Here is a 22,200-nt window from a genome sequence, read left to right on the forward strand (position 1 = left end):
CATAAAAGAAATTTGATTAGCTCAAATTGTTTTGCTGGCATCAATTTTGATGTCCAAAATTTTTGTTTCGTTCACTAGCAAAAGCTTGCTACTAAAAACTATATTGATTACGTTTTGCTTGTTCAGTTTTCAAGGTTCATTAACTCGTCACATTTAAGTGACTTTCTATACTTTAACACAGTGTTAACTCTATGTCAACTGTTTGCGTTAATATTTTTCAAGATTGTCGTTTACTTTTGTAACAACGTTTTAAAATATATCATTAATCTTCTAGTAATGCAACTGTATTTAAAAAGAAAAATAATTCTGTGAAGTTTAATAGCTAAATAAATTAAATTACTTCCTATATATACATCTTTAAAATGAATAGTAATCAATTAACTAAATCAATAAAAAAACTGTTCACAAATATGGTTAAAACCAAAATTTACGAACAGTCCTTTGTTTATAAAGTTGCTAAATACAATAAGAAGATGACCGCAAACACATACATAATCGGATTTACTTCTTTTGCTTTTCCTTTAATAATCATTGTTAATGGATAGAAGATGAAGCCTACTGCAATACCTGTTGCGATTGAGTAAGTTAGTGGCATCATTATCATTGTTAAAAATGACGGTACAGCAATTTCAAAACGATTCCAAGCAATTTGACCTAAAGAAGCAACCATTAGGACTCCAACTATAATTAATGCGGGAGCAGTAACAGCTGAAGTAATAACTCCTAACAATGGAGAGATGAAGAGTGCTAATAGGAATAAACATCCCGTCACAATTGAAGCAAAACCTGAACGTGCACCAGCTGCTACACCTGAAGAGGATTCTACATAAGATGTGATTGTAGATGTACCAAAAATGGAACCTACAATCGTTGCAATTGAATCAGAAATTAAAGCTTTACCAGCACGGGGTAAACGATTATCTTTCACTAATCCCGCTTGGTTCGCAACTGCCATTAATGTTCCTGCATTATCAAAGAAGTCAACAAATAAGAAAGTTAAAATTACGGACAGCATAGATAATGTATAGAAGCTTGGATCAGAAAAGGCACTGAATAATGCACCGAATGTTGGTGAAATACTAGGTGGTGCTGAAAAAACTTTTTCTGGTAACCCAACTTGTCCAGTAATCATACCTACAATTGAAGTAATTACCATACCATAGAATACGCCGCCTTTAATTCCACGCACCATCAGAATAACTGTAACAATAATGCCAAAAATCGCTAGTAATACCTGGGGATCACGTAAATTACCAATACCAACTAATGTCGCATCATTATTAACAATAATCTTCGCATTTTGCATTCCGATAAATGCAATGAATAAACCAATACCAGCACCTACCGCCAATTTTAATTCCATAGGGATAGCATTAATTAATTTTTCTCGTAAACCTGTTAATGTTAATAATAAGAAGAAAACACCTGAAATAAATACTGCTGCTAAAGCATGTTGCCATGGGCTACCATTAACTAGTACCACTGTATAAGCAAAAAATGCATTAAGCCCTAAACCAGGCGCTAAAGCCAAAGGATACTTCGCTAAGAGCCCCATAATAAAACAACCAATTGCTGCTGACACAGCAGTTGCAACAAACACTGCCCCATAATCCATACGTAAAGCATCTGGTAAATTCTTCACATCTGCTAATGTCAATGTTAATGGGTTTACTACTAAAATGTAAGCCATTGCTAAGAACGTTGTGAAGCCACCAAGAAATTCCCGACGATAATTCGTTCCTAATTCATCAAACATGAAATATTTTTTCATTTGAAAGAAATCCTCCGTTGGTCGTCTTCAATATCGAAAACAAAAAAAGACACACTGACTATTCTACTACTAGTCGCATGTCTACGATATTTCATCACCTGTATTGTGTGAAAGATTTAGTGTCTATACATTCGTATATATAACTAAAATCGTAGTCAAGTTATTTACGGTAACTTGGTAGAAACTCACGGGCCTTATTCCCGACATTATACGACGACTTATTTAATTTACAATCGTAATATATCATTTCATTTTTCAGATTTCAACCCTATTTCCGAACATTTTTTATAAAAAAAATACGAAAGTTCGGGTAAAATACTTAATTAATGTTCATGTTTTATTCATTTAAACATATTTTAGACTAATTGCTTATTAACTAATAAAAACTCTAGAATCCATTCTAAGATTCTAGAGTTTCGTTATTCATAATTTCAACTCGTTATGAAATTAATACAATATAATTAATTTCAAGGTTTTCCCTCATCGTTAACTTCGCTTTCGAGCGACCACTGCTAACCGACTATTCTCGTTAGAATATTCACATGTCGACAGAACAATAAGTTTGTCACCATATTGCGCTGTCACCCCAGTGTTATAAAGCGCGAGTTGTTCAATATTCTGAACATATGAGTCAAACTCGATGGGTGTTTCTATATGCTCTATCTGATAGTATTTAAAAACGTCATCCGTTTTGTTGTATACCTTCGAGAGAATAACAACGATTTCTTTCTAAATCCTCCCTTTTTACTTTTCAAAACTTTAAAACAATCTTGAATAGGGGCAATGAAACTATAAACATCTCTAAACTTAATTCGCAACCTAGCTTCGGAACGGATTCATTACTTTGTTTACTGTGTGAACGAGGAATTACACAAAATATACAATACGTTATACTTTTATTTGTCGATTCTATTAAATAGTCAAATTTAGAGTCATCTCTAAATTTTTGAGGGTGTAAAAACTTTAACTTTACATTTACTGAATCAATGTTGTAACAAAATCTATTTTTTTTGCAACAAAACGAAAAAACATCGTAAGTACTGAGAAGTGTTGCTACGATAAAAACAGGAAGGAGATAAGCATGAAATTCAACTATATTTGGAAGAACAATAAATCATCTTCTGAAATTGAGATTATTAGTAATCCATCGAATAAAGAATTGCTTTCAACATTAGAACAACGTTTTTTTCAATCTATAACATTAAGCGCAACAGATTTCAAAACAAATCGTCAGGTTAAAATTGAACTCAATGACATAGAAGCAATTGAGGCATCTGGTCATTTTACAAAAATCTTTTTAATAGATGGTACTGAGCTAATGTTGAATAAGATTTTAAAAGAGTTATCTTACCTAGAATCATTCGGATTGGTTAGAATCAACAATTCAATGATATTGAATTTGAATCAAATACATTCGTTTGCTTCGGGAAGTCACGCTAGATTGGAGGTTATTACCAAGCATCATAATAAGTATATTGTCAGTAGACATTATGCAAAATCTATTAAGGAGAAATTGATATGATAAATGACTTAAAAAATAGTTTTTTGAACGTTTCATTTATGGTTTTAATTTGGATTGTTTTTTTAATTACTATTTTTAATCTTCACGAAGAAATAGTAAATTTTCTTTATATCTGGAATTTAATTGGGATTAGCGTTCTAATGGGGATTGTTTTTGGTATAGCTTATCCTTATTTGTGGAACTACTCTACATTAAAAGTAACAACTAAAATTACTATTAGTACTTTTTTGAATTTTTTCTGTTGTATTGGAAGTGTATATCTTTTTTCACCGAAAGTATTTGAATTTATCAAACCTTATTTATTGCTAATTTTAGTGTTAACGTTAATTGGTCATATCATCGGATTTTATTTTTTCTCAAAATATGAAAATAAAAAAATAGCGGCTAGTTTGAATAGATCGCTAGAAAATTAAGGAGACGAAAATGAACATCAATACTAGCTTACAAGTACTATTAAATGATATTGCTCAAAAACAAAAAAAGGGGCTTCCCTTTATAATGGCATCAATATTTATTTGGGGAGTTATCACAACAATAACGGTGTTGCCTTTAGATTTAATGATAAAAAATATTGGTATTTTATCTTGTGGTGCATTGCTGTTTCCGGTTTCAATTCTTTGTGCCAAAATATTAAAAGTTGATTTATTTTATAAAGAAAATCCATTGATTAATGGACTATTGATTGCAACAAACAATCAAATTTTATATTTAATTATTTGTATTCTTCTATTAATTAAAGCACCTATGTGGGTCTTACCTGTATATGCAATTATTTACGGTGCACATTTGTTACCATATTCATTCTTTTACCAATCGAAAAGTTATCGATTTAGTTCAATATTTATTTGTATAGCTATTTTGATAAGTATAATCTTCTTCCATTTACATATTATTATTGTTCCATTAATCGTAGAGGTTGGTGTGCTTTTCCTATTTTTAATGCTGAAAAAAGAAATTAAAAGCTAGTCTGAAAAAAATCAGACTAGCTTTTTTCTTGGAGCAAACTCAAATAAGTTGAAATCAAATAAAGGGACTATTCCCACTCCAAGTTTGCAGATAACACCAAAAACTTTAAAAGCTATACTTTCTAACGTAATCCCTTCATTAAATCTTGCCTCGTTGCCCACAGAGCAGGAAATAAAACTGCCGCCATACCTATTATTGGAGAAAGAACAATTATACCTCCCAGTAGTATGGGCATTGACGGAAATGTTGTAGCATTTAAACTTTGAAGCAAACAGTATGTGGAAATCATCGATAGCCCTACTGCAAATATTCCAACTGTTCCCGTTAAAAGGGCTCCTTCAAGCATTAATATCGAAAATAATCGTTTCTTCGTATAACCAAGTACACGTAGCATACTTAATTCTTGGATTCTTTCCTTAATACTACTGGCTGTACTATTCATTAACCCGATGATGGTAAATATAATGATTAATCCTACAGCTAGAAATAAAATGAAAAAACGTTGCAACAATTGTTCTTCTAAGTCATTCAATTCTTCTGCTTTATTATATAAAATAGTATTAGCATACTGTGGTTGTTGGATCAGTGATTGAACTTCTTTCAATGTTTCTTGTTGGTCTATATCTGATGTTATATTCATCTCTACGCTATGAAGAGTATGAATCTGAAACATATCTTCCATATTTTTTTTAGTAGTGAATACTTTGCAGTCGTCACTCATATGCTCTGAATTGGTTATAATACCCTCTATGATAAATTCTTTTTTATCCACCTCATTCATATTTTCAGAGATATTAGCTTCTATTACATCGCCTAAATGATATCTTAATTTCTTTGAAGTAGACTCTGTTATCATGACACCGTTAGGACTCAACTCTTCTTCTAGATGAATACCGTCCTTTTTCTTAACCTCATTTTTATCTAAGCTGTATTGTAAATCAGTCCCACTTAGAGCTAGTATCACTTCACCTTGTTTTGCAGGGAGATTCATCGTATCAAACAGCTTTACATTTGTGTAAAAATGCGCTTCTATATTAGGACTCTCACTGACAAGGTCATAGAATGAAAATGGAAATCCCTCTTCTCTTTCTGATCCCACAGACACTAATTTTAAATCATTTGGGTAAGTATCCATGATTGTTTCAGCCGTGTTCGCTTTAACACTTATTAATACCACCATTCCTATAATAGAGATGATAACACCTAAAGTGAAAATAATAGAGATTTGTACATTTCTGCCTAATTGTCTTAGTAAATTTTTCGTAGCTAATAAGCCTTCTGCTCTAACCTTTACTTTTCGATCTAGTAGACTTATTCCTTTTTCAAATAACACAAACATTAGAGGGATCGTTATAAATATCAACGCTATAAACGAAACTGCGTTAATAACATATATAAACCTTGATTGCCACTGCCATTGATTAAGGACAAATAATATAGTTGTGAATACTACATACAACAAACTAATCATGAAATACCTTTTTGTAATACATTGTGTGCCTTTCACACCTCTATAAACAACAATTGGTGGAGAAAAACTTGCTATATAGCCAGGAATGAGTGAAGATAAAAAAATGACTACTGTAAAAATCCCCAAACTAAATAATATATCGTGGTATGGTAATACAATACCGGCATTTGGAATATTCATTAGTCCTAAAAATACATCAAATGTAAGAAAAGGTACTAGAATACCAACAAGGATTCCCACTGCTAAAGAAATTGATCCTACTAACATCGTTTCAATTAAAACAAAAAACATAATGTGTTTTTTCCCAAAACCTAATAGACGTAGCGTTGCAAGTTCCTTTTGTTTTTCCTGAATGGACATTCTCATTGTACTAATAAGTATCAATGCACTTATTAGGTAAATGGCAATATTAAGCCCCTTAACAAATGGCCCAAGCCCTCCAATATTATTACGTTCATTATCAATCTCTAATCGATTATCAATAAAAAAATCCTGGTTAAGCTCTCTCAATTCTTGAACAACATCCGATTTCTTTCCAATATCATCTAACTTAATAATCAATGCGGTTGTTTTTCCATCGTTTAAAGTAACTTCTTGAAGCCAATGAAAGTCGAGAATGACCATATTCGTTAATGCTTCATGCTCTTCACTAATTCCCGTTACCGTAACCTTTCTTTTCCCTTCTGGTGGAAAATTCATTTCTATCTTCGAGCCAATTTGCAAATTATTTAATTTAGCGTATGTGGGAGAAATTAAAGCTTCTTCTGCTTTAGGGAAATTACCAGATTTTATTGATACAAACGGATATTCATAAGCTAGCTCATCATTGTTAAAACCAATGTAAGTTGGTTCGCTCCACATATCATACTCTTCTTCTTTGTTTAAGTATGGGTATAGGAAGGGACTTATTTTCTGCACTCCTTCTATCATCTCTATCGTATCAATCTCTGATTTAGTAAGTGACTTATGACTATCTTGATAACCAACTACTATGTCAAAATCACCATGCAAATTTTTGATTGTCTGTTCATTTGCTTCTTGTAAACTAGCTAATATTATTTGCACAATTACAATTAGAGCAACACCTAGAGAAATACCTAAAACTAAGAATGCGTTTCTGGCCTTATGGTTAAATAATGAATTAATAGCTGCTTTAATAAATAATCTCATAAGCTTAGTTCCTCAATCTTAGATGCAATGATCCTAACTACTTCATTATCCTTCAAGCTTGAGTTCTTTAAATTTAGCGTATCGCAGATTTTACCGTCATGCATGAAAATAACTCTATTAGCATAAGCAGCTACATTTGCATCATGTGTTACTACAATTAACGTATGTCCCAGTTCCTCACAAAAGTCACGTAGAATACTCATCATGGCTTTAGAGGTTTTTGAATCCAGGCTACCAGTAGGTTCGTCTGCTAGAATTAATTCCGGGTCATTTATAAGCGCTCTCACTATTGCTACTCTTTGTTGTTGACCTCCAGATAATAGATTAGGTTTAGATTGTATAAAAGAACCTAGACCAACCAAATGCAACAAGTCTATCGCTTTTTCATCTAATTCTTTCTTATTCTTTACAGTTAGCATTGCTGGGAGGGTAACATTCTCTATAACAGACAATACAGGAATTAAATTAAATAATTGAAAAATAAACCCTATTTTTTCTCTACGTAAACGAGTCAACTCGTAATCTGAATACCCTTTTATATTTTCTCCACTTATTAGAACTTCTCCTTGATCATAAGTATCTAGCCCAGATATCATATTCAAAAGGGTCGATTTTCCAGAACCACTTGTCCCCATTATTGCGACAAATTCGCCTTTTTCAATTTCTAATTCAATACGATTTAATGCCTTTACTTGACTTTGACCTTGACCATATATCTTAGAGAGTCCTCTCACGCTAAGAACTGACATTTTTAATCTCCTCCACTTCTTATTCTTGTAAGAATTATAGCCAAGGTAAATCAGTTTTCTATCGATCTATTATCAAGACTTTATCAAGAAATATCATCCTTCTATAAACAACAAATTGGCAGTAAACTTGAAAATATAACAATAAAAAAACGAAGGGGAACGCTTCCTTCGTTTTTTTATTTTCTGATCATTTATTCAATGATATTTTTAGGTAATTTTATAATAATCTTCGCTCCTTTTTCCTCATCATTTGCGGCTTTGATTATTCCACTATGCTTATGTATAATAACCTGTGCAATAGTTAAACCTAATCCCATTCTTTGTTCAGCACTAAACTTTTCTTCATCTCCTTTATATAAAGGCTTAAATAAGTGCTCAAGATCCTTTTCCACAAACCCCTTTCCATTGTCTAAAATAATCGTTTCTATAAAACTATCCCTTTCTCTAATAAATACTTCTATTATCTCTGTTGGTGGACTATGGCGAATACAATTGATAAGCACATTTTCAAATGCTCTTTTTAGCAATATATAATCACCAGCAATGGGTTGACTCGTTCGATTATTTATATCTAGCGTAAGTTTTTTCTCTGAAAGGTTAAAAAACAACATCTGCTTTAAATCGTGTACTAGATCATTAATTTGAAATACTGTTATTTCTTCAAGTTTAATTTGTCCTTCAATAGCTGAATAATTAGCTAAAGACGTGACCAATTCATTCAAATGATTTGCTTGTTTCATGCTCATTTCTAAATATTGCGTTTTCTTTTGCTCGTTTTTAAAAAGTCCCTTTATTAATCCCTCCAAATAACCTCGCAATGGAAAAATAGGTGTCCTTAAATCATGAACAATGGAAGACACAAAGAGTTTTCTTTCATCTTCTAATCTTTCGTTATTCGCTTTCGATAATTTGAGATTTTTAGCCATTTCAATAAAGGCATGAGTAGTATAATTCATTTCTTTAATGTTGGAACTTGGTAAATCTACGCTATATGTTCCACTTGATATAAGCTGCGAAGATTTATTAATAGCACGCAGTGGCTTCATTAAATTTACTTGCAGAAACACTATATATAGTATAGAGACTAGAGAAAATGCACCAATGTAAAAGGCAAAGTCATAATTCGTACTTTTAATTTGTTCTTCTACTGGTATAGGATAGCTAATATATACCTTTGCAATTAACGAATCATCTGAATAAACATTATAAGGGATTAGATTTAAATTAGGTTCTCTTTCAAAATTTTCTACAGGATGTTGACCACCTTCAAGAAAAAGAGTATTTTCAGGTTTTTTCATTACTTCCGTATAGAGCAATTCATCATCTTCAAAAATAATGAACAAATCAAGGTTATCTGCTTCTGCTCTATTTTTTAATTGACTTTTCCATTCTTCCTTATCAAACTGTGTCTTATCAATGTTTACTATATTATTCTGCACCCATGAGTCCAAATCGAATCTTTGACTCTCTTTAGATGAAAAAACATTCGTTAGGTGTGAAGCAGTTTTCGCTAAAAGGATTGGCATGAAAACAATAATAATTAGGCTCAACGCAATAAACACCTTAAAGCTAATCTTTGGCATCTTTTATCCTCTCATTCCTTTATGCAACTGGTAACCAATGGATCTAATTGTTTTTATCTCGGGAACTGTATCAAAAGGGGCTAGCTTTTCTCTTAATTTCGCAATATGGACTCGCACACTGTGAAAACCAGTTACATCGTCATTCCATATTCTATCTATAATTTGCTCATATTTTAGCACAATCCCCTCATTTTCCATAAAGTAACATAATAAATTAAACTCAATTGTCGTTAGCTCTACTGCTTGTTGTCCTACTCTTACTGACCTCGTGTCTAAGTTTAATTCAAGTTGATCGACAGATAAAACCCTCTGCACATCTATAGCTTTCCGAGAATGTATAGCTATTCTTCTTTCAACTGCCTTGACCCTTGCAACGATTTCACTTGGACTTGCTGTTTTGACAATATAATCATCAGCTCCAAGCATGAGACCCCTAATTTTATCTGCATCGGTTTGATGATTGGCACTTAAAATTAAAATAGGAATCTCTGATTCTTTTCGGATTCTCTTGCAAAGTGTAAAGCCATCAGTACCAGGCAGCATAATGTCTAAAATAATACAATCTATTGTCCTTTGACGTAACAGTGTTTCTGCCTCTTCAGCATTTTTAGCACTATAAACTTTATAATTTTCTATTTCTAGGAAATCAGTCATTAATTGTATAATTTCTATATGGTCATCAACAATTAAAATATTTTTAAAAGGCAATTTAACCACCTCTTTAATTAAATTTCTATAGCTTATTTTACCATTTATAACTCCCTTTGTAGTATTCATACTATATAATTAAAGAACATGCTTAGATATTACAATGGATGTAAATTCTTGTAGATTTAAAAGGCAAGACTACTTAGAAGCTGTATTCATAAAAAAACGAATGATTTATTACGTTTTCCAACAGGCTTTACTTTGCCTTTTTTTGATTTTTTCGGATTTACTATGCTTTTCTTTTTTACTAAGAGTAGCTTCATAATCTTATTTAAGAAGGATATTTATTAAATTAACTAAAGCCAAAGAAGGAGGAAAAGATGGAAAAATACAAAAAGCTAATTATTATAGGTTCATCTTTAGGAATTGTGGGTTTAATATTAAGTTTCTTTAGTGTTAGTTTTGGCACATCCCTAGCTGATAATTGGTTACACAGACTAGGTGGAGCTGATACTTGGAAGTATGAATTAGTAATGCAATCAAACATAAATATTTTTTTAGTTATTGGGAGCATACTTTTTAGTGTTAGCCTAGTGTCTATTATTTTTTCTTTTTATAAGATGTTAGCTCTTCATGACAAGTGAAGGGATGACTACCCCCTTTTACATTCGAAACTAGCCTTCACACATTGAAGCTAATAGACTTGCGTGTATGATGAATGTCATATATGCAAGTCCTTTAGTTATGCCGAATGTGACAAATTGAAATATTAGCTTCCTTCATACTATGGATTTTGGAATACATTTCTTTTTTTACAACATTGATAATACGCTTCACTTCTCCAGCGTTAAACGTCATATTTTGTTTCTAAGCATTGGATTACTTCAGGGTAATTCTTCTTCAATCAAATTGTTGAAGAACACTTATAATGTTGCGATATTTTGTTCTTCAATGTTTATCTGCCTTTCATTCCCTAGTTACTGACGGTACTGAGCATATTACTTAATGTGAACCGACTTTACTGCTTTAATATCAATGACATTCCATAAACCAACGCTTCATGCGCCAAATACACATCTTAATACTTCGGTTTGTGCCCATTTCTCGATTCATCTTGACATCGTCTATCAACTCAAAAATTCTAATAAAAAAAGACCTCCCTTTAATCATGAATTACATGAATAAAGGAAAGCCCTGTTTTGAAAGTCAGTTGTTGCAGGTGAAATGTCTAAATCTCTAATACAACTATATTAAATTATTCCCACTCAATCGTTGCTGGTGGCTTAGATGTAATATCGTACAGTACGCGGTTCACGTGTTTTACTTCATTTACTAGGCGGACAGAGATTTTTTCTAGTACATCCCAAGGAATGCGTGCCCAGTCAGAAGTCATACCGTCGATCGATGTTACGGCACGGATACCGATTGCGTAGTCATACGTACGTGCATCGCCCATTACGCCGACTGAACGAATATCTGGTAATACCGTGAAGTATTGCCAGATGTCGCGATCAAGGCCAGCTTTTGCGATTTCTTCACGTAGGATGAAATCAGATTCGCGTACAATTTCAAGCTTTTCTTCTGTTACTTCACCAAGTACACGAATACCTAATCCTGGACCTGGGAATGGTTGGCGCCAAACGATTTTCTCGTCAAGACCAAGCTCTAATCCTAATGCGCGCACTTCATCTTTAAATAATGTTTTAAGTGGCTCAATTAATTGGAATTGCATATCTTCTGGTAGACCACCAACATTGTGGTGCGACTTAATTGTTTGTGCTGTAGATGTTCCTGATTCGATAATATCCGTATAAAGTGTTCCTTGTGCTAGGAAATCCATACCTTCCAGTTTTGATGCTTCTTCATCAAAAACATAAATAAATTCGTTACCGATAATTTTGCGTTTTTTCTCAGGGTCAGATACGCCCGCAAGTTTATCCATGAAACGTTGACGTGCATCAATTTTAATAAGATTCATGTCGAAGTCTTCAGTAAATGTTTTCATTACTTGCTCAACTTCACCTTTACGGTTTAAGTTATGGTCTACAAACATACAAGTTAATTGGTCACCGATTGCTTTATGAATTAAAACTGCAACAACTGATGAATCTACACCGCCAGAAAGTGCACATAAAACTTTTTTGTCACCCACTGTTTCACGGATTTTCGCGATTTCAAGCTCAATGAAGTTTGCCATTGACCAGTCGCCCTTTGCTTCACAAATATCGAACACAAACTGACGTAAAAGGTCATTACCGTATACAGAGTGACGTACCTCTGGATGGAATTGTACTGCATAAAGTTTACGTTCTGCATTCGCCATTGCCGCAATTGGACAAGAAGCGCTTGTTGCGATCACTTCAAAGCCAGGAGGTACTTCTGTCACATGGTCACCATGACTCATCCAAACAACTTGCTCAGAAGGCAACTCTCCAAATAGTTTATTAGAAGTTGTTACTTGGATTTCCGCTTTACCATATTCGCGTGTTTCAGCACCTTCTACTTTACCACCTTGTGTATGTGCCATTAATTGCATACCGTAGCAAATACCTAGGATTGGTAAGCCTAATTCAAAAATAGCTGGGTCAACATGAAAGGCATTTTCATCATAAACAGAGTTTGGACCACCTGAGAAGATAATACCAGTTGCATTCATGGCTTTAATTTCTTCTGCTGTGACTGTGTGTGGGTGTAGCTCACTGAAAACTCCAAATTCACGGATACGACGCGTAATTAATTGGTTAAATTGGCTACCGAAGTCTAGTACAACGATTTTTTCTTGCTCTTTTAATAAAGGGCTAGCTGACAAAATTTCCACCTCTTCTACTATTTTTAAAGGATATCTTCATGTGTTCAAAGAAAAACGCGTATGAAAGTAAAAACTTCCTACGCGTTCATAAGCTCTTGAATTATAAAGGCGAATGCGTAGCAAAGAAAAGTGATTTTACGTACTTCTCACCTATCCAATACATCCACCTTCATAGAGAAACCATTTACGGTGATTTCGTAGAAACATTCGAACCTTATTATCGAACTTATATGAAAGCAATCCTTATCATATATAATTTTTTTCATTTTACTCTTTGTCCCCACTAAAATCAACTGATAGTGAGATTGATTAAATATTCCCAACTTTCTTTCAGTTCTTTAAAGTCAACACTGTATGCTTCCTTGCCATAGATATGTTGCTCATAAACTACCGTTAATTTTTGCATTTTATCTGTCTCTAATGACATATCTACCCTTTCAGCAAAAGCTCGTAATGTTTCTCCATCTTTTCGTCGTAAGCCTATGCGTGACAACTGCTTCATTAAATCATGGTAAGAAGCATCAAAATTTGTCCAATTCGCATCTTTTTTACGATAAGCTCTTATTTGCATTTTAGGTATCCACGTTCTACGTTTCGTATACAATGAGATACTCACAGCAATGAGTAAAACAAGTAAAGCTAGCCATACATATGTGAGTTTTTTCATCCATGTCCATACTACATCTATACTAAATGTTGAACTAGTAGCCTTTTGTTTTGGTGCTTGCTCTTTCTTCGGCTGCTCCTGTTTTACTTCTGGCTGAGTGACTTGTTCTTGCTGAGGCGTTTCTTTTTCAATATCATAATCAATATTCACATTTCCAGTAAAGCCAATCGTTGGCTCGAACTCCATCCAGCCTGTTCCAGGTACATATGCCTCCACCCATGAGTGTGCATTATTATTTGTAATACGATACTCACGCAAACCATCTGACACTGAGCCAGCATCACCTGGCGCAAAGCCTTTTACCCAGCGAGCTGGAATACCTACCGATCGTAGTAGTACAACCATCGATGTTGAAAAATTATCACAGTAGCCAATTTTTGTATCGAATAAAAATTGATCAACATAATCCTGATCCTCAGCAGGAATAGCTGCTGCTGTTTTATCGTATCTAAAACCATTATATGAAAAATATCTTTCTATTGCTTTGATTTGATCATACACTGATGGTTTATCCTTTGTTATGTCTATCGCCAATTCTCTTACACGCTGCGGAAGCGTATTTGGTAATTGCAAAAAGCGATTAAAGGATGGGTCTAAGGTTTCTAGCATGGATGGTTGTGACAATTGAAGCTGCTCCATACTATAGACAGGTTCACTATATGATAGCGTATAGCTTGATAATAATTTAGATTCGTTATTTTGTTGCTCGATACCTATTTTTTCGGTTTGCTCATCCTGTACAAACATGGTTGAATCCTGAGCGGAAACTGACAGCATTCCATACGTTTGAATTAAAAACGGCATCGGAACTGCTATGTCCATCTGAATTTCACGCGTTTTTTCTGGAGATCCCACCTGTAAAGAAGTTAAAATAGGTGTATCAGCTTGATAATAATTTTTACCAAAGTTTCCTTGAGAAAGAATCCACCCTTTTGATGTATAGGTATCCTTCGTATCAATGCGCCAATAGTGGCGATCACGAGAAGTGGCTGTAAAAACTAATGTATTATCTCCCTGAAATGGTCCACCTAATCGACTATCATCATTACTATAGCCAACTGATTTTTTACCCGAGCCCAAATCACCTTGTCCTGCAACTCCTTTGATAAAGGGTACAGGATCAGCCCAGGTCGGTCCCGTCTTCGGTAAAAAGAACGCTACACTACTAAAAATTAATACAGAAACAATCATAGGTATAACAAGCTTCCACTTTCCTATTGCATTATTCGTTGCATCGACTTGGAGCCATAGCCGCTTGACAAAAAGTAAGCCTGTCATGATTAAACCCAGTATAATAACCTTTACAATTGCCGTTTTTCCATTGTAGTCACTAAATGTATCTAAAGTAGCAATAAAGAATACTGTTAACACAAAGAAATAGAATATATTATTCCGTACCGTTATCCAATGGTGAATTAAGTATATTAACATCCAAATAAGGGCAAGGAAAAGAACTGTTCTAAACGAATCGGAGACTTGTCCAAATTCTCCTGAGAAAATGGCTGTCATATTCCATTTCCATTCATGTATTAAAAAAGGCAGTGTGTTGCCAGATAAAAAAGGTTCTTTACTAAATACAAATACTATAAACCACGTAATATATCCAAGTTTAATCAACCCTGATAATAGCGGCTTTACCCGAAATAAGCTAAGTGCTAAGGATAGACCAATAAACACCAAAAATAAGTGAAGTAATGCGGTATCAGTCAGCTCCATTACTGGAATAAGCCATTCACGCAAAATTAAAAAAACAATTACATACGCAATCGTTAATTCTATATAATCTCCTACTGTTTTTTTCACGGCTTCATCACCTCCGTGAATAAATGATAATAATCAAGTGGATTAACATGAACAACTTGTATTTGTTTATAGCGCTTAGATAAATCTGTTTGTATAGGTGACTGTTCTGCCACCACAAAACAAATACAGCTTTTCACCATAGTGGCGAGAGTATGTAATAATTCATCAGATACTTCGCTCGTGACATATAACATTGTTGCAACATGCTTAAAGGCTCGTTGATCTCGTAATTGGAATTTAATATTTTCTGTAGACTTTATAGCAGCTAAATGATGCATGACCTGATCCAACTGCTTATTCCCCTGGATTAGTGGAAACACCTTCGTTTTTGCACCCGCTGAAACGAATGAAATATCTCCTCGTTCATCTACTATTGTTTGTAATATTGATGCTACTAGCTCAACCTTTTCTTCAAATAACGGTGATTTTTTCGCATTGAGCACTAACATTAGCTCCTGTGATTGACGATCCTCAAATTCTTTTGATTGTAAAGTTTGCGTTTTTGCAAATGATTTCCAGTGAATCCACGAAAAACGATCACCCGGAACGTACTCACGTAGTCCAACAGCCATTGAAGTATCCTTAACGATAGAATAAGGTGACATCATGGATCCGGCATCAAATTTTGTTTGAAGTGCGGCATATTTCATTTCACGAACTCTTGGATAAATTAAAATCACTTGTTCCTTTTCCGCGGAAACACTTTTTTTTGCCAAACCAAAGAAATCATTGAAAACAATAGTTACACCTAGGTAACGATGCTCACCGCGTGGCATATTTTCTAGCAGATAACTCCAGCTAAACTTTTTCTTAAAACCTACAAACATAACGGCATTTGCTCCTTGTACCTTCGATTGCACAAGGGACTCACTATTTACTAGCTCCTCCATCATCATATACGCAAATGGGAAGCGTGTTTTTCGCTCTACAGTAATTGTAACCTTAGCTGATTGCCCACTTTCAATATGAGAGGGTTCAATTTCACGTTCTACAAGTAAAATTTCCTCTCTTACTAATAAGAAAATAAAGGCATATAACAGAAATGGACTAACTGTAAAAAATACAAACCAACTAACAAAGCCCCCCTGAAACATAGCATAGCAAAATGTAAAAATGATTAACAAAGTAACTAATAAGAAATGTTTACTTTTCTCTATCAATACTTTCCATTTCTTCATTGCTCCGCAAACCTCTTTGTTGGTACAGGTGTTTTTGCAATTATGCGCTCAATAATTTCTTCGGCAGTTACGTTATCATATCGCGCATCAGACTTTAATACTAATCGGTGGCTAAATACAAATGGTATAAGATATTGGACATCATCCGGTGTAACATAACTACGTCCTTTCAAAAAAGCATAGGCTTGTGAGGCTTTCATTAGCGCAATCGTTGCACGAGGGCTTACCCCTAAATTTACATAGCTATTTTCCCTTGTTTGTGATGCTAACTCTACCATATAATTTTTGACAGAATCTTCAACATACACACCTTGCACGAGTTCCTGTAATTCTTTTAATTGCCCAACTGTTAGTACAGCTTTAATCTTTTCAATTGGCTTACCATTTTCAGCTCGACGTAGTATCTCTACCTCTTCATTTCTAGATGGATAACCCATTTTTATTTTTAGTAAAAAACGATCAAGCTGTGCCTCTGGTAATGGATATGTCCCTTCATGTTCGATCGGATTTTGTGTTGCCATAACGAAAAATGGCTGCTGGATTGCTAGGGTGTTCCCATCGATTGTGACAGAAGCTTCTTCCATTCCTTCAAGCAACGCAGATTGTGTTTTTGGAGATGTACGATTGATTTCATCGGCTAATATAACATCTCCCATTATCGGACCAGGTCGAAACTCAAATTCCATTGTTTTCGGATTATAAATAGATACCCCAACCACATCAGAGGGCAATAAATCCGGCGTAAATTGAATTCTTTTAAATTGGGCATCAAAAGACTTTGCTAACGCTCGCACCATCATTGTTTTACCTACACCTGGTACATCCTCTAGTAAAATATGCCCTCTCGCCAGCAAAGCAACTATACTAAGCTCAGCTACCTCTCTTTTACCAATCATTACTTTTTCTATATTTTCTAAAATATCTTGTATTTGCGAATTCATAAATTAAAAAACCTCCCATTTCATCCTACAATTATTTGAATTGCACGATAACTTATCTTAAGCATAACGAAATATTGCCCGTAAGACAATATTATGAAATTCTGACCATTAAGCACATAAAAGAAGACTTGTCTGAATTCCTTCAAACAAGTCTACCCACTAACATAGAACGCCATTACCTATCAAAATGTTACAGATTTAATTTTTTTAACCATAAATTCTCTAGTGAGGGCGAATCCTCCTGTAAGAGAATTTCCTTTAAGGCTCCTGAGATAAGTATTTTCCCCTCGTGTAAAACTAACACATCATCTGCCACTTCCTCAGCAAATGCCAGCAAATGTGTGGAAAATATGACTGTACAACCTTTGTTTTTTTCCTCGAGCATCAATTTTTTTAGCTCAGCTATCCAAAACGGATCAAGTCCATTTGTTGGCTCATCTAAAATAAGCAACGAGCCATTGCCAAGTAAGCTTTGGGCAAGGTTCAGACGCTGACGCATTCCTTTTGAGAATTGCTTTACTCTCTGTTTTCTTACATCCCATAGCGCGACACGTCTTAATACATTTTCTTGCTCCTCCTTATCAACGTTCTTGAAAGAGGCAAGTAGCTGTAAAATCTCTATTGCTGATAACATAGATGGAAAGTCAACATCATCTGGCATATATCGGATAGTTTGCGGTTTATGCCAAATCATTTCACCTGATTTTTGCTTTTCCTGTCCTGTTAACAATCGAATTAATGTACTTTTGCCAGCGCCATTCCCCCCCACAAGAGCTAGAACACGCCCTGTCTGTAGGGAAAAGGAAGCTTCCTGAAGTCCTCTATTATTGTCATATACATGTGATAATTTGTTGGCTTCTAGTAGCATCATCTTCTTCCCCCTTTCTTTAAAAGCCTACTGCTGAAAGCTAATGGACAAATGATCCAAAGCATCGTTATAGCTCCATATAGCGTGTATCCTAATGATGAGGAGTAAAATTTTGTCACACTATAAAATGCTGGACCAAGCACGCTAGCTTGGTTTGTAAAAATAAAATAGCCGAAGCGTAACCACTCTACAGGATTAATATGTATCGCAATAATGGTAAGCTTTTGCATCACATGACCTGCTACAACAGTACCTATGGCCATCAAAGCGTAAGAAATGAGCAATAAAAAAATAGACCAAATCACAAGTGATAACGATAGTGCCAATAATCTAGTTTTGGCAAAGGCTCCAATCGAAACGGCTAAAGACACAAAAATTAATATACATAGCAAAGTTAGCGTGATGAAAATAGTAGGCAATCGCACACCACCTAAAATCCCTCCTAGCGTTACGATAACCCCAAACGCTAACAGCACGACCAATAAAAAGGCTAGTACAGTAGCTATATATTTCCCTGTAATGTATTGCATCCGTGTCATTGGATATGTCTTTAACAACGAGTACCAGCCAGATTCTACATCTCCAGCAATGCTCATACTGCCAATCGTTAGGATAAACAGCGGCAATAAAAATAGTAATACGTTTAAAAATGAGGCAGTTTGACGTGTAAAGCCTTCAACATTAGGAAGTGCCATTTGCTGAATGACGATAATAGATGTAAAAACAAATGTAAATAGCAGACATACAAGTTGCATCCATCGACTTCTAAGCATTTGCTTCAGTTCTAATTTAATTAACATACTATACATCACTCATGGATCCCCCAATTAAAATTGTGTAAATCCTTATAATGAAGCAGTTTTCCCTCTCCTTCTTGCGTCATCCACTCCTGTGCTGCTTGTTTTGTGTCAAAGGCCACTACACCGTAATTCATTGGTGTCCAATACTCCTTGTTGTACACATAGACAGCTTCAAAAACATCAATCCATTCATTTTTTGAGGCATCTTTAATGTAGGCTGCTCCAATTTCTTCATCGCCATTTGAAGCTATATATTCCATCAAGCAGCCAATATCATCAAAAATTTCATAATCACCATTTTTCAAGGCTATTTGACCAGCATAAGCATTATGAACAATGCTCATATTACAAATTTTACAAACGTCCGTTTCACTAACTATTTCACGAGGCTCAAATGTTTTTTCGCTACAGCCCCACAGTACACCGCAGCACAACAAGATCATCATTACCCATTTTTTCATTCCGTTATCCCTCTTTTCCATAGCCATAAACTACCTACTAGCAAAAGTAAACCTGCTAATGTTTGTATAACATTTAGTTTGTTATTTACTATTTCATGCTTTGTCGCTAATCTCGGTGTATGATCAACTAACACCTTTGATTCTGTTTTATTAATTTGCTGATCAAGCGTTGTTAATAAAACAACACTAGGAGAGGCCACAAAATATTGGTAGACAGGCTGCCGAACCATCCACTGTCCAAAACTTGACATTGCCACATATGGAACATCACCATACCCATCCCCTTCTATATCAACACCTGTATAATCATCATAATAATTGCTATGAAGCTGAAAGCCTACTTGATCAGAGCGGGCTGTTAGAATATTGCCAGTAAAGCTATTATTACTAGCCGTTGTGTTATTACTTACCTTTGTGCCCTCTACTGCCGTTTGATTCATTTGAAAGTTATTTGTATCAATTTGAATCATCGAACTTTTTTGTAAAGCTACACCTGTTCGATTATTTTTGATGACATTTTTCGCTATTGAAGCTCGCTGCACGTCATACAATAACATACCGTAGCCATTATAATCAGAATGGTTCTCGACGGTGTTGTTTTCTAATAAGATACCTGTGGTCATCATGACCATAAAGCCAGTAACATTAGAAAGGTAGTTATTAAAAAATGCCTTCGCATCCCTTGTATACATAAAATGTGTAGCATAACGACTCTGTGTCACATTGTTGTGCTGAACAACAATACTGTTGACTTCCTCTAAATAAATTCCATCCTGCATCTGCTCAATATGATTGTTTTCTATAAGGATGTCTTCACTTTTATAAATGGCAATACCATTACCTTTCTCTGCATAATGCCCCTCACTGCCAGTTACTTGAATGTCATGTATATGGATGTTTTTGGAGCGCTGAATATGTACGCCCGTATAAGCGTCTTTAATGTGTATATTACTGAGCTCAAGCCCATCAACATTACTAGCAACAATTGCCTTGCTTTTTCCTGATAATTCTACATTGCTGATACTGATAGTTGTGGTGCTTTCAATTCGTAGTGCAGGCTCATTATTTTTCGAAACAAATTCCGTTCCTTCCTCACCAAGTAATGTTAGTGGCTTTGTAACAACAAAGTTACCTTGATAACGGCCAGCAGGAATATGAATTACCTCACCGGGCGATGCTGTATCAATAGCCTCCTGTATATCGAATTCAGCGTAAACTATGTCGCTCATAAATAGAAAAAACAATAATGCAAAGCCTATTTTCTTCACCTTTTCTCACCTCACACTTCAGCATGAAAAGACTAGAGGAATCCCCCTAGCCCTTTCTATTAATGATTATGACCTTGATCATCATGATTCATCTCTTCCATATGCATGGAATCCGATTCACCGTTTGCTTCTTTTTTCGCTTTTTCTTCCATCATTTTTTTACGACGCTCCAATGCATCATCCTTAATCTTTTGTAACTCCTCTACATGTGCACTTGGATTGTCTGCAATAAATTTATCTGCATCAGCTTTGTTAATAAAATAAATATAGCCCCAGTTCATCGGTGATTTCAGGTCTGTTTTGACGATTGTTACATCTTCTACTTTCGCCCAATCCTTTGTGATATAGTCTCGTACAAATTTTTCGTTCTTTTCCTCATTTGCTACCTCTGCATTTAATAAACAGCCAATGTCATCGTAAAAGGCGATTGTTCCATCCTCTTTTATCGCCTGAGTAGAGAACTCTCCCATTTCATGGTCTTTCATGTAAACTTTCATATTACACATTTCACACAATGTATCTTCCTTAGGCTCTTGTAAACGTGGATCAACTAAAGAAGCAACTTGTACCGAATTATCTTTTGCTTCTGATTCATTAACCGTATCCTCTTGCTTTGATGCATCTTCCTTAACCTCTGTCTCTGTACCGCAGGCCACGAGTAAAAATAATACTGCGAGTACAGGTAACCATAATTTTTTCACAACCGCTTCCCCCAAATTCTTTATTCTGTTACTACCAATTACTTTACAGTTCAATTGTGAAATAAGTAAAAAAACACTGTGAAGTATTGGAAAAATTATCTTGAATATTCATTGAACGTTTTGATTTCAAGTATTTTGAATAAAAGATGTTTATTTTCCTTTTGTAATACAAAAACTCTCTCCATCTACAGAAAGATGAAGAGAGTTCATGTTGTTGAAATACTATTATGTCAATGAAATCAAGGTGACAAATTAAAAAGTATAGCCCTTTCTCAAAACGAGGGGTTGATCTCCGTTCCGACTGAGTGCTTTCCTGGGGGCCGCTTGGGGCAACAGGAGGTTGGTCACGAAGGCGTTGTCACAGGACGTGACGATTTTAGCCTTTGTTTCCCTAATCTGCTCGCTCCAGGGTCTCATCTGTGACGCTGAATCCCCTAGAAGTCACTCAGTCTACACTCCAATCAACCACTGCTCATAGTATTTTCTTCTGGCATTTCACATAAATAGTGATAAATTGAAGTCTTAACCATCACTATTTTGCGCGCAAAATGGAGATTTGGTAATATTTTCTATCCAAAAGAAGCGTCAGCAATAAGGACTTTATGTAAAGTTACAAAGTAGTTTTATGCATAAAATGTAGGTTGACAGCTATTTTGTACCACTATTAAATCCATTTAATGATGGTGAGTAATATGTACATTACTTTTGAGGAAAGAAGATATTTAAAGTTCTACACTATTGCTGATTGGAGTGCAAGGCTACTCGACTCCCGTGGGATAGCGAGACAGACGAGAAACTGAGGCCAACACGAGGTTGATCACGAA

Annotated in this window: 18 protein-coding genes, 1 pseudogene and 2 riboswitches; of the genes and pseudogenes, 4 read left to right on the top strand and 15 right to left on the bottom strand. The window is 34.8% G+C overall.

Going from position 1 to position 22,200, the window contains the following annotated elements; all coding sequences use genetic code 11:
- Window positions 1–445: 445 nt before the first annotated feature.
- Together AC2CGN_RS21430 and AC2CGN_RS21435 are read right to left on the bottom strand one after the other, a co-directional pair.
- Complete coding sequence (locus AC2CGN_RS21430) at window positions 446–1,771, bottom strand: NCS2 family permease (RefSeq protein WP_286924745.1); 1,326 nt, start codon at window positions 1,769–1,771, stop codon at window positions 446–448.
- Window positions 1,772–1,903: 132 nt separating this feature from the next.
- Window positions 1,904–2,005, bottom strand: a riboswitch (purine riboswitch).
- Between the two features lie 252 nt (window positions 2,006–2,257).
- A pseudogene (locus AC2CGN_RS21435) lies at window positions 2,258–2,494 on the bottom strand (sortase family protein); the annotation flags it as partial.
- Window positions 2,495–2,852: 358 nt separating this feature from the next.
- Between AC2CGN_RS21435 and AC2CGN_RS21440 the strand changes: the two are divergent.
- The 3 genes from AC2CGN_RS21440 to AC2CGN_RS21450 are packed head-to-tail and all read left to right on the top strand — an operon-like array spanning window position 2,853 to window position 4,259.
- Window positions 2,853–3,293, top strand: a complete 441-nt coding sequence (locus tag AC2CGN_RS21440) for a LytTR family DNA-binding domain-containing protein (protein WP_484516106.1) — start codon at window positions 2,853–2,855, stop codon at window positions 3,291–3,293.
- Window positions 3,290–3,706 (top strand): hypothetical protein, encoded by a 417-nt coding sequence (locus AC2CGN_RS21445; RefSeq protein ID WP_286924741.1) that lies wholly within the window; start codon window positions 3,290–3,292, stop codon window positions 3,704–3,706. The genes AC2CGN_RS21440 and AC2CGN_RS21445 overlap by 4 nt, the downstream gene beginning before the upstream one ends.
- Window positions 3,707–3,716: 10 nt before the next feature.
- The gene (locus AC2CGN_RS21450; protein ID WP_484516108.1) at window positions 3,717–4,259 is read left to right on the top strand and encodes a DUF7010 family protein; all 543 of its coding nucleotides are present in this window, start codon (window positions 3,717–3,719) and stop codon (window positions 4,257–4,259) included.
- 121 nt (window positions 4,260–4,380) lie between these two features.
- Here the strand turns inward: AC2CGN_RS21450 and AC2CGN_RS21455 are convergent, their stop codons facing one another.
- The 4 genes from AC2CGN_RS21455 to AC2CGN_RS21470 form a co-directional block, all read right to left on the bottom strand.
- Entirely contained in the window at window positions 4,381–6,900 is a 2,520-nt protein-coding gene (locus AC2CGN_RS21455; RefSeq protein WP_484516110.1) for an FtsX-like permease family protein, read from the bottom strand.
- Window positions 6,897–7,649, bottom strand: a complete 753-nt coding sequence (locus AC2CGN_RS21460; RefSeq protein WP_484516111.1) for an ABC transporter ATP-binding protein — start codon at window positions 7,647–7,649, stop codon at window positions 6,897–6,899. The genes AC2CGN_RS21455 and AC2CGN_RS21460 overlap by 4 nt, the downstream gene beginning before the upstream one ends.
- A 191-nt stretch (window positions 7,650–7,840) precedes the next feature.
- Window positions 7,841–9,232 carry a sensor histidine kinase gene (locus tag AC2CGN_RS21465; protein WP_484516113.1) on the bottom strand — a complete coding sequence of 464 codons (1,392 nt, stop codon included), beginning with the start codon at window positions 9,230–9,232 and terminating at the stop codon, window positions 7,841–7,843.
- 3 nt (window positions 9,233–9,235) lie between these two features.
- Window positions 9,236–10,009: a response regulator transcription factor gene (locus AC2CGN_RS21470; RefSeq protein WP_484516115.1), complete on the bottom strand. Its 774-nt coding sequence runs from the start codon at window positions 10,007–10,009 to the stop codon at window positions 9,236–9,238.
- 251 nt (window positions 10,010–10,260) lie between these two features.
- Here AC2CGN_RS21470 and AC2CGN_RS21475 point away from each other — a divergent pair, with 251 nt between their 5' ends.
- Window positions 10,261–10,524 (top strand): hypothetical protein, encoded by a 264-nt coding sequence (locus AC2CGN_RS21475; RefSeq protein WP_484516117.1) that lies wholly within the window; start codon window positions 10,261–10,263, stop codon window positions 10,522–10,524.
- Between the two features lie 611 nt (window positions 10,525–11,135).
- Here AC2CGN_RS21475 and guaA read toward each other — a convergent pair.
- The 9 genes from guaA to AC2CGN_RS21520 all read right to left on the bottom strand — a co-directional run bounded on the left by guaA (window position 11,136) and on the right by AC2CGN_RS21520 (window position 21,376).
- Complete coding sequence (gene guaA, locus AC2CGN_RS21480; protein WP_429988149.1) at window positions 11,136–12,689, bottom strand: glutamine-hydrolyzing GMP synthase; 1,554 nt, start codon at window positions 12,687–12,689, stop codon at window positions 11,136–11,138.
- A gap of 152 nt (window positions 12,690–12,841) precedes the next feature.
- A riboswitch (purine riboswitch) is annotated at window positions 12,842–12,943 on the bottom strand.
- Between the two features lie 35 nt (window positions 12,944–12,978).
- Window positions 12,979–15,159 carry a transglutaminase TgpA family protein gene (locus AC2CGN_RS21485; RefSeq protein WP_484516119.1) on the bottom strand — a complete coding sequence of 727 codons (2,181 nt, stop codon included), beginning with the start codon at window positions 15,157–15,159 and terminating at the stop codon, window positions 12,979–12,981.
- A complete protein-coding gene (locus tag AC2CGN_RS21490; RefSeq protein ID WP_484516121.1) occupies window positions 15,156–16,337 on the bottom strand; it encodes a DUF58 domain-containing protein in 1,182 nt (393 codons plus the stop codon). The genes AC2CGN_RS21485 and AC2CGN_RS21490 overlap by 4 nt, the downstream gene beginning before the upstream one ends.
- Window positions 16,334–17,278: an AAA family ATPase gene (locus AC2CGN_RS21495; protein WP_484516123.1), complete on the bottom strand. Its 945-nt coding sequence runs from the start codon at window positions 17,276–17,278 to the stop codon at window positions 16,334–16,336. The genes AC2CGN_RS21490 and AC2CGN_RS21495 overlap by 4 nt, the downstream gene beginning before the upstream one ends.
- A gap of 190 nt (window positions 17,279–17,468) precedes the next feature.
- Window positions 17,469–18,149 (bottom strand): ABC transporter ATP-binding protein, encoded by a 681-nt coding sequence (locus tag AC2CGN_RS21500; protein WP_429983147.1) that lies wholly within the window; start codon window positions 18,147–18,149, stop codon window positions 17,469–17,471.
- Window positions 18,146–18,946, bottom strand: coding sequence for an ABC transporter permease (locus tag AC2CGN_RS21505; protein ID WP_484516125.1), 801 nt, complete (start codon window positions 18,944–18,946; stop codon window positions 18,146–18,148). Before AC2CGN_RS21505 ends, AC2CGN_RS21500 begins: the two co-directional genes overlap by 4 nt.
- A gap of 8 nt (window positions 18,947–18,954) precedes the next feature.
- Window positions 18,955–19,407, bottom strand: coding sequence for a nitrous oxide reductase accessory protein NosL (locus tag AC2CGN_RS21510; RefSeq protein WP_429983149.1), 453 nt, complete (start codon window positions 19,405–19,407; stop codon window positions 18,955–18,957).
- Window positions 19,404–20,636: a right-handed parallel beta-helix repeat-containing protein gene (locus tag AC2CGN_RS21515; protein WP_484516127.1), complete on the bottom strand. Its 1,233-nt coding sequence runs from the start codon at window positions 20,634–20,636 to the stop codon at window positions 19,404–19,406. The genes AC2CGN_RS21510 and AC2CGN_RS21515 overlap by 4 nt, the downstream gene beginning before the upstream one ends.
- A 98-nt stretch (window positions 20,637–20,734) precedes the next feature.
- Window positions 20,735–21,376 carry a nitrous oxide reductase accessory protein NosL gene (locus tag AC2CGN_RS21520; protein WP_484516129.1) on the bottom strand — a complete coding sequence of 214 codons (642 nt, stop codon included), beginning with the start codon at window positions 21,374–21,376 and terminating at the stop codon, window positions 20,735–20,737.
- Window positions 21,377–22,200: the final 824 nt, after the last annotated feature.

The organism is Lysinibacillus sp. DFXJR4, from assembly GCF_057196045.1.

Coding starts and splice junctions, on each gene's coding strand:
- AC2CGN_RS21445 (WP_286924741.1), top strand. CDS start 3,290: ATGATAAATGACTTAAAAAATAGTTTTTTGAACGTTTCATTTATGGTT.
- AC2CGN_RS21470 (WP_484516115.1), bottom strand. CDS start 10,009: ATGAATACTACAAAGGGAGTTATAAATGGTAAAATAAGCTATAGAAAT.
- AC2CGN_RS21450 (WP_484516108.1), top strand. CDS start 3,717: ATGAACATCAATACTAGCTTACAAGTACTATTAAATGATATTGCTCAA.
- AC2CGN_RS21510 (WP_429983149.1), bottom strand. CDS start 19,407: ATGAAAAAATGGGTAATGATGATCTTGTTGTGCTGCGGTGTACTGTGG.
- AC2CGN_RS21505 (WP_484516125.1), bottom strand. CDS start 18,946: ATGTTAATTAAATTAGAACTGAAGCAAATGCTTAGAAGTCGATGGATG.
- AC2CGN_RS21515 (WP_484516127.1), bottom strand. CDS start 20,636: ATGAGCGACATAGTTTACGCTGAATTCGATATACAGGAGGCTATTGAT.
- AC2CGN_RS21490 (WP_484516121.1), bottom strand. CDS start 16,337: ATGAAGAAATGGAAAGTATTGATAGAGAAAAGTAAACATTTCTTATTA.
- AC2CGN_RS21440 (WP_484516106.1), top strand. CDS start 2,853: ATGAAATTCAACTATATTTGGAAGAACAATAAATCATCTTCTGAAATT.
- AC2CGN_RS21460 (WP_484516111.1), bottom strand. CDS start 7,649: ATGTCAGTTCTTAGCGTGAGAGGACTCTCTAAGATATATGGTCAAGGT.
- AC2CGN_RS21430 (WP_286924745.1), bottom strand. CDS start 1,771: ATGAAAAAATATTTCATGTTTGATGAATTAGGAACGAATTATCGTCGG.
- AC2CGN_RS21495 (WP_484516123.1), bottom strand. CDS start 17,278: ATGAATTCGCAAATACAAGATATTTTAGAAAATATAGAAAAAGTAATG.
- AC2CGN_RS21465 (WP_484516113.1), bottom strand. CDS start 9,232: ATGCCAAAGATTAGCTTTAAGGTGTTTATTGCGTTGAGCCTAATTATT.
- AC2CGN_RS21475 (WP_484516117.1), top strand. CDS start 10,261: ATGGAAAAATACAAAAAGCTAATTATTATAGGTTCATCTTTAGGAATT.
- AC2CGN_RS21500 (WP_429983147.1), bottom strand. CDS start 18,149: ATGATGCTACTAGAAGCCAACAAATTATCACATGTATATGACAATAAT.
- AC2CGN_RS21455 (WP_484516110.1), bottom strand. CDS start 6,900: ATGAGATTATTTATTAAAGCAGCTATTAATTCATTATTTAACCATAAG.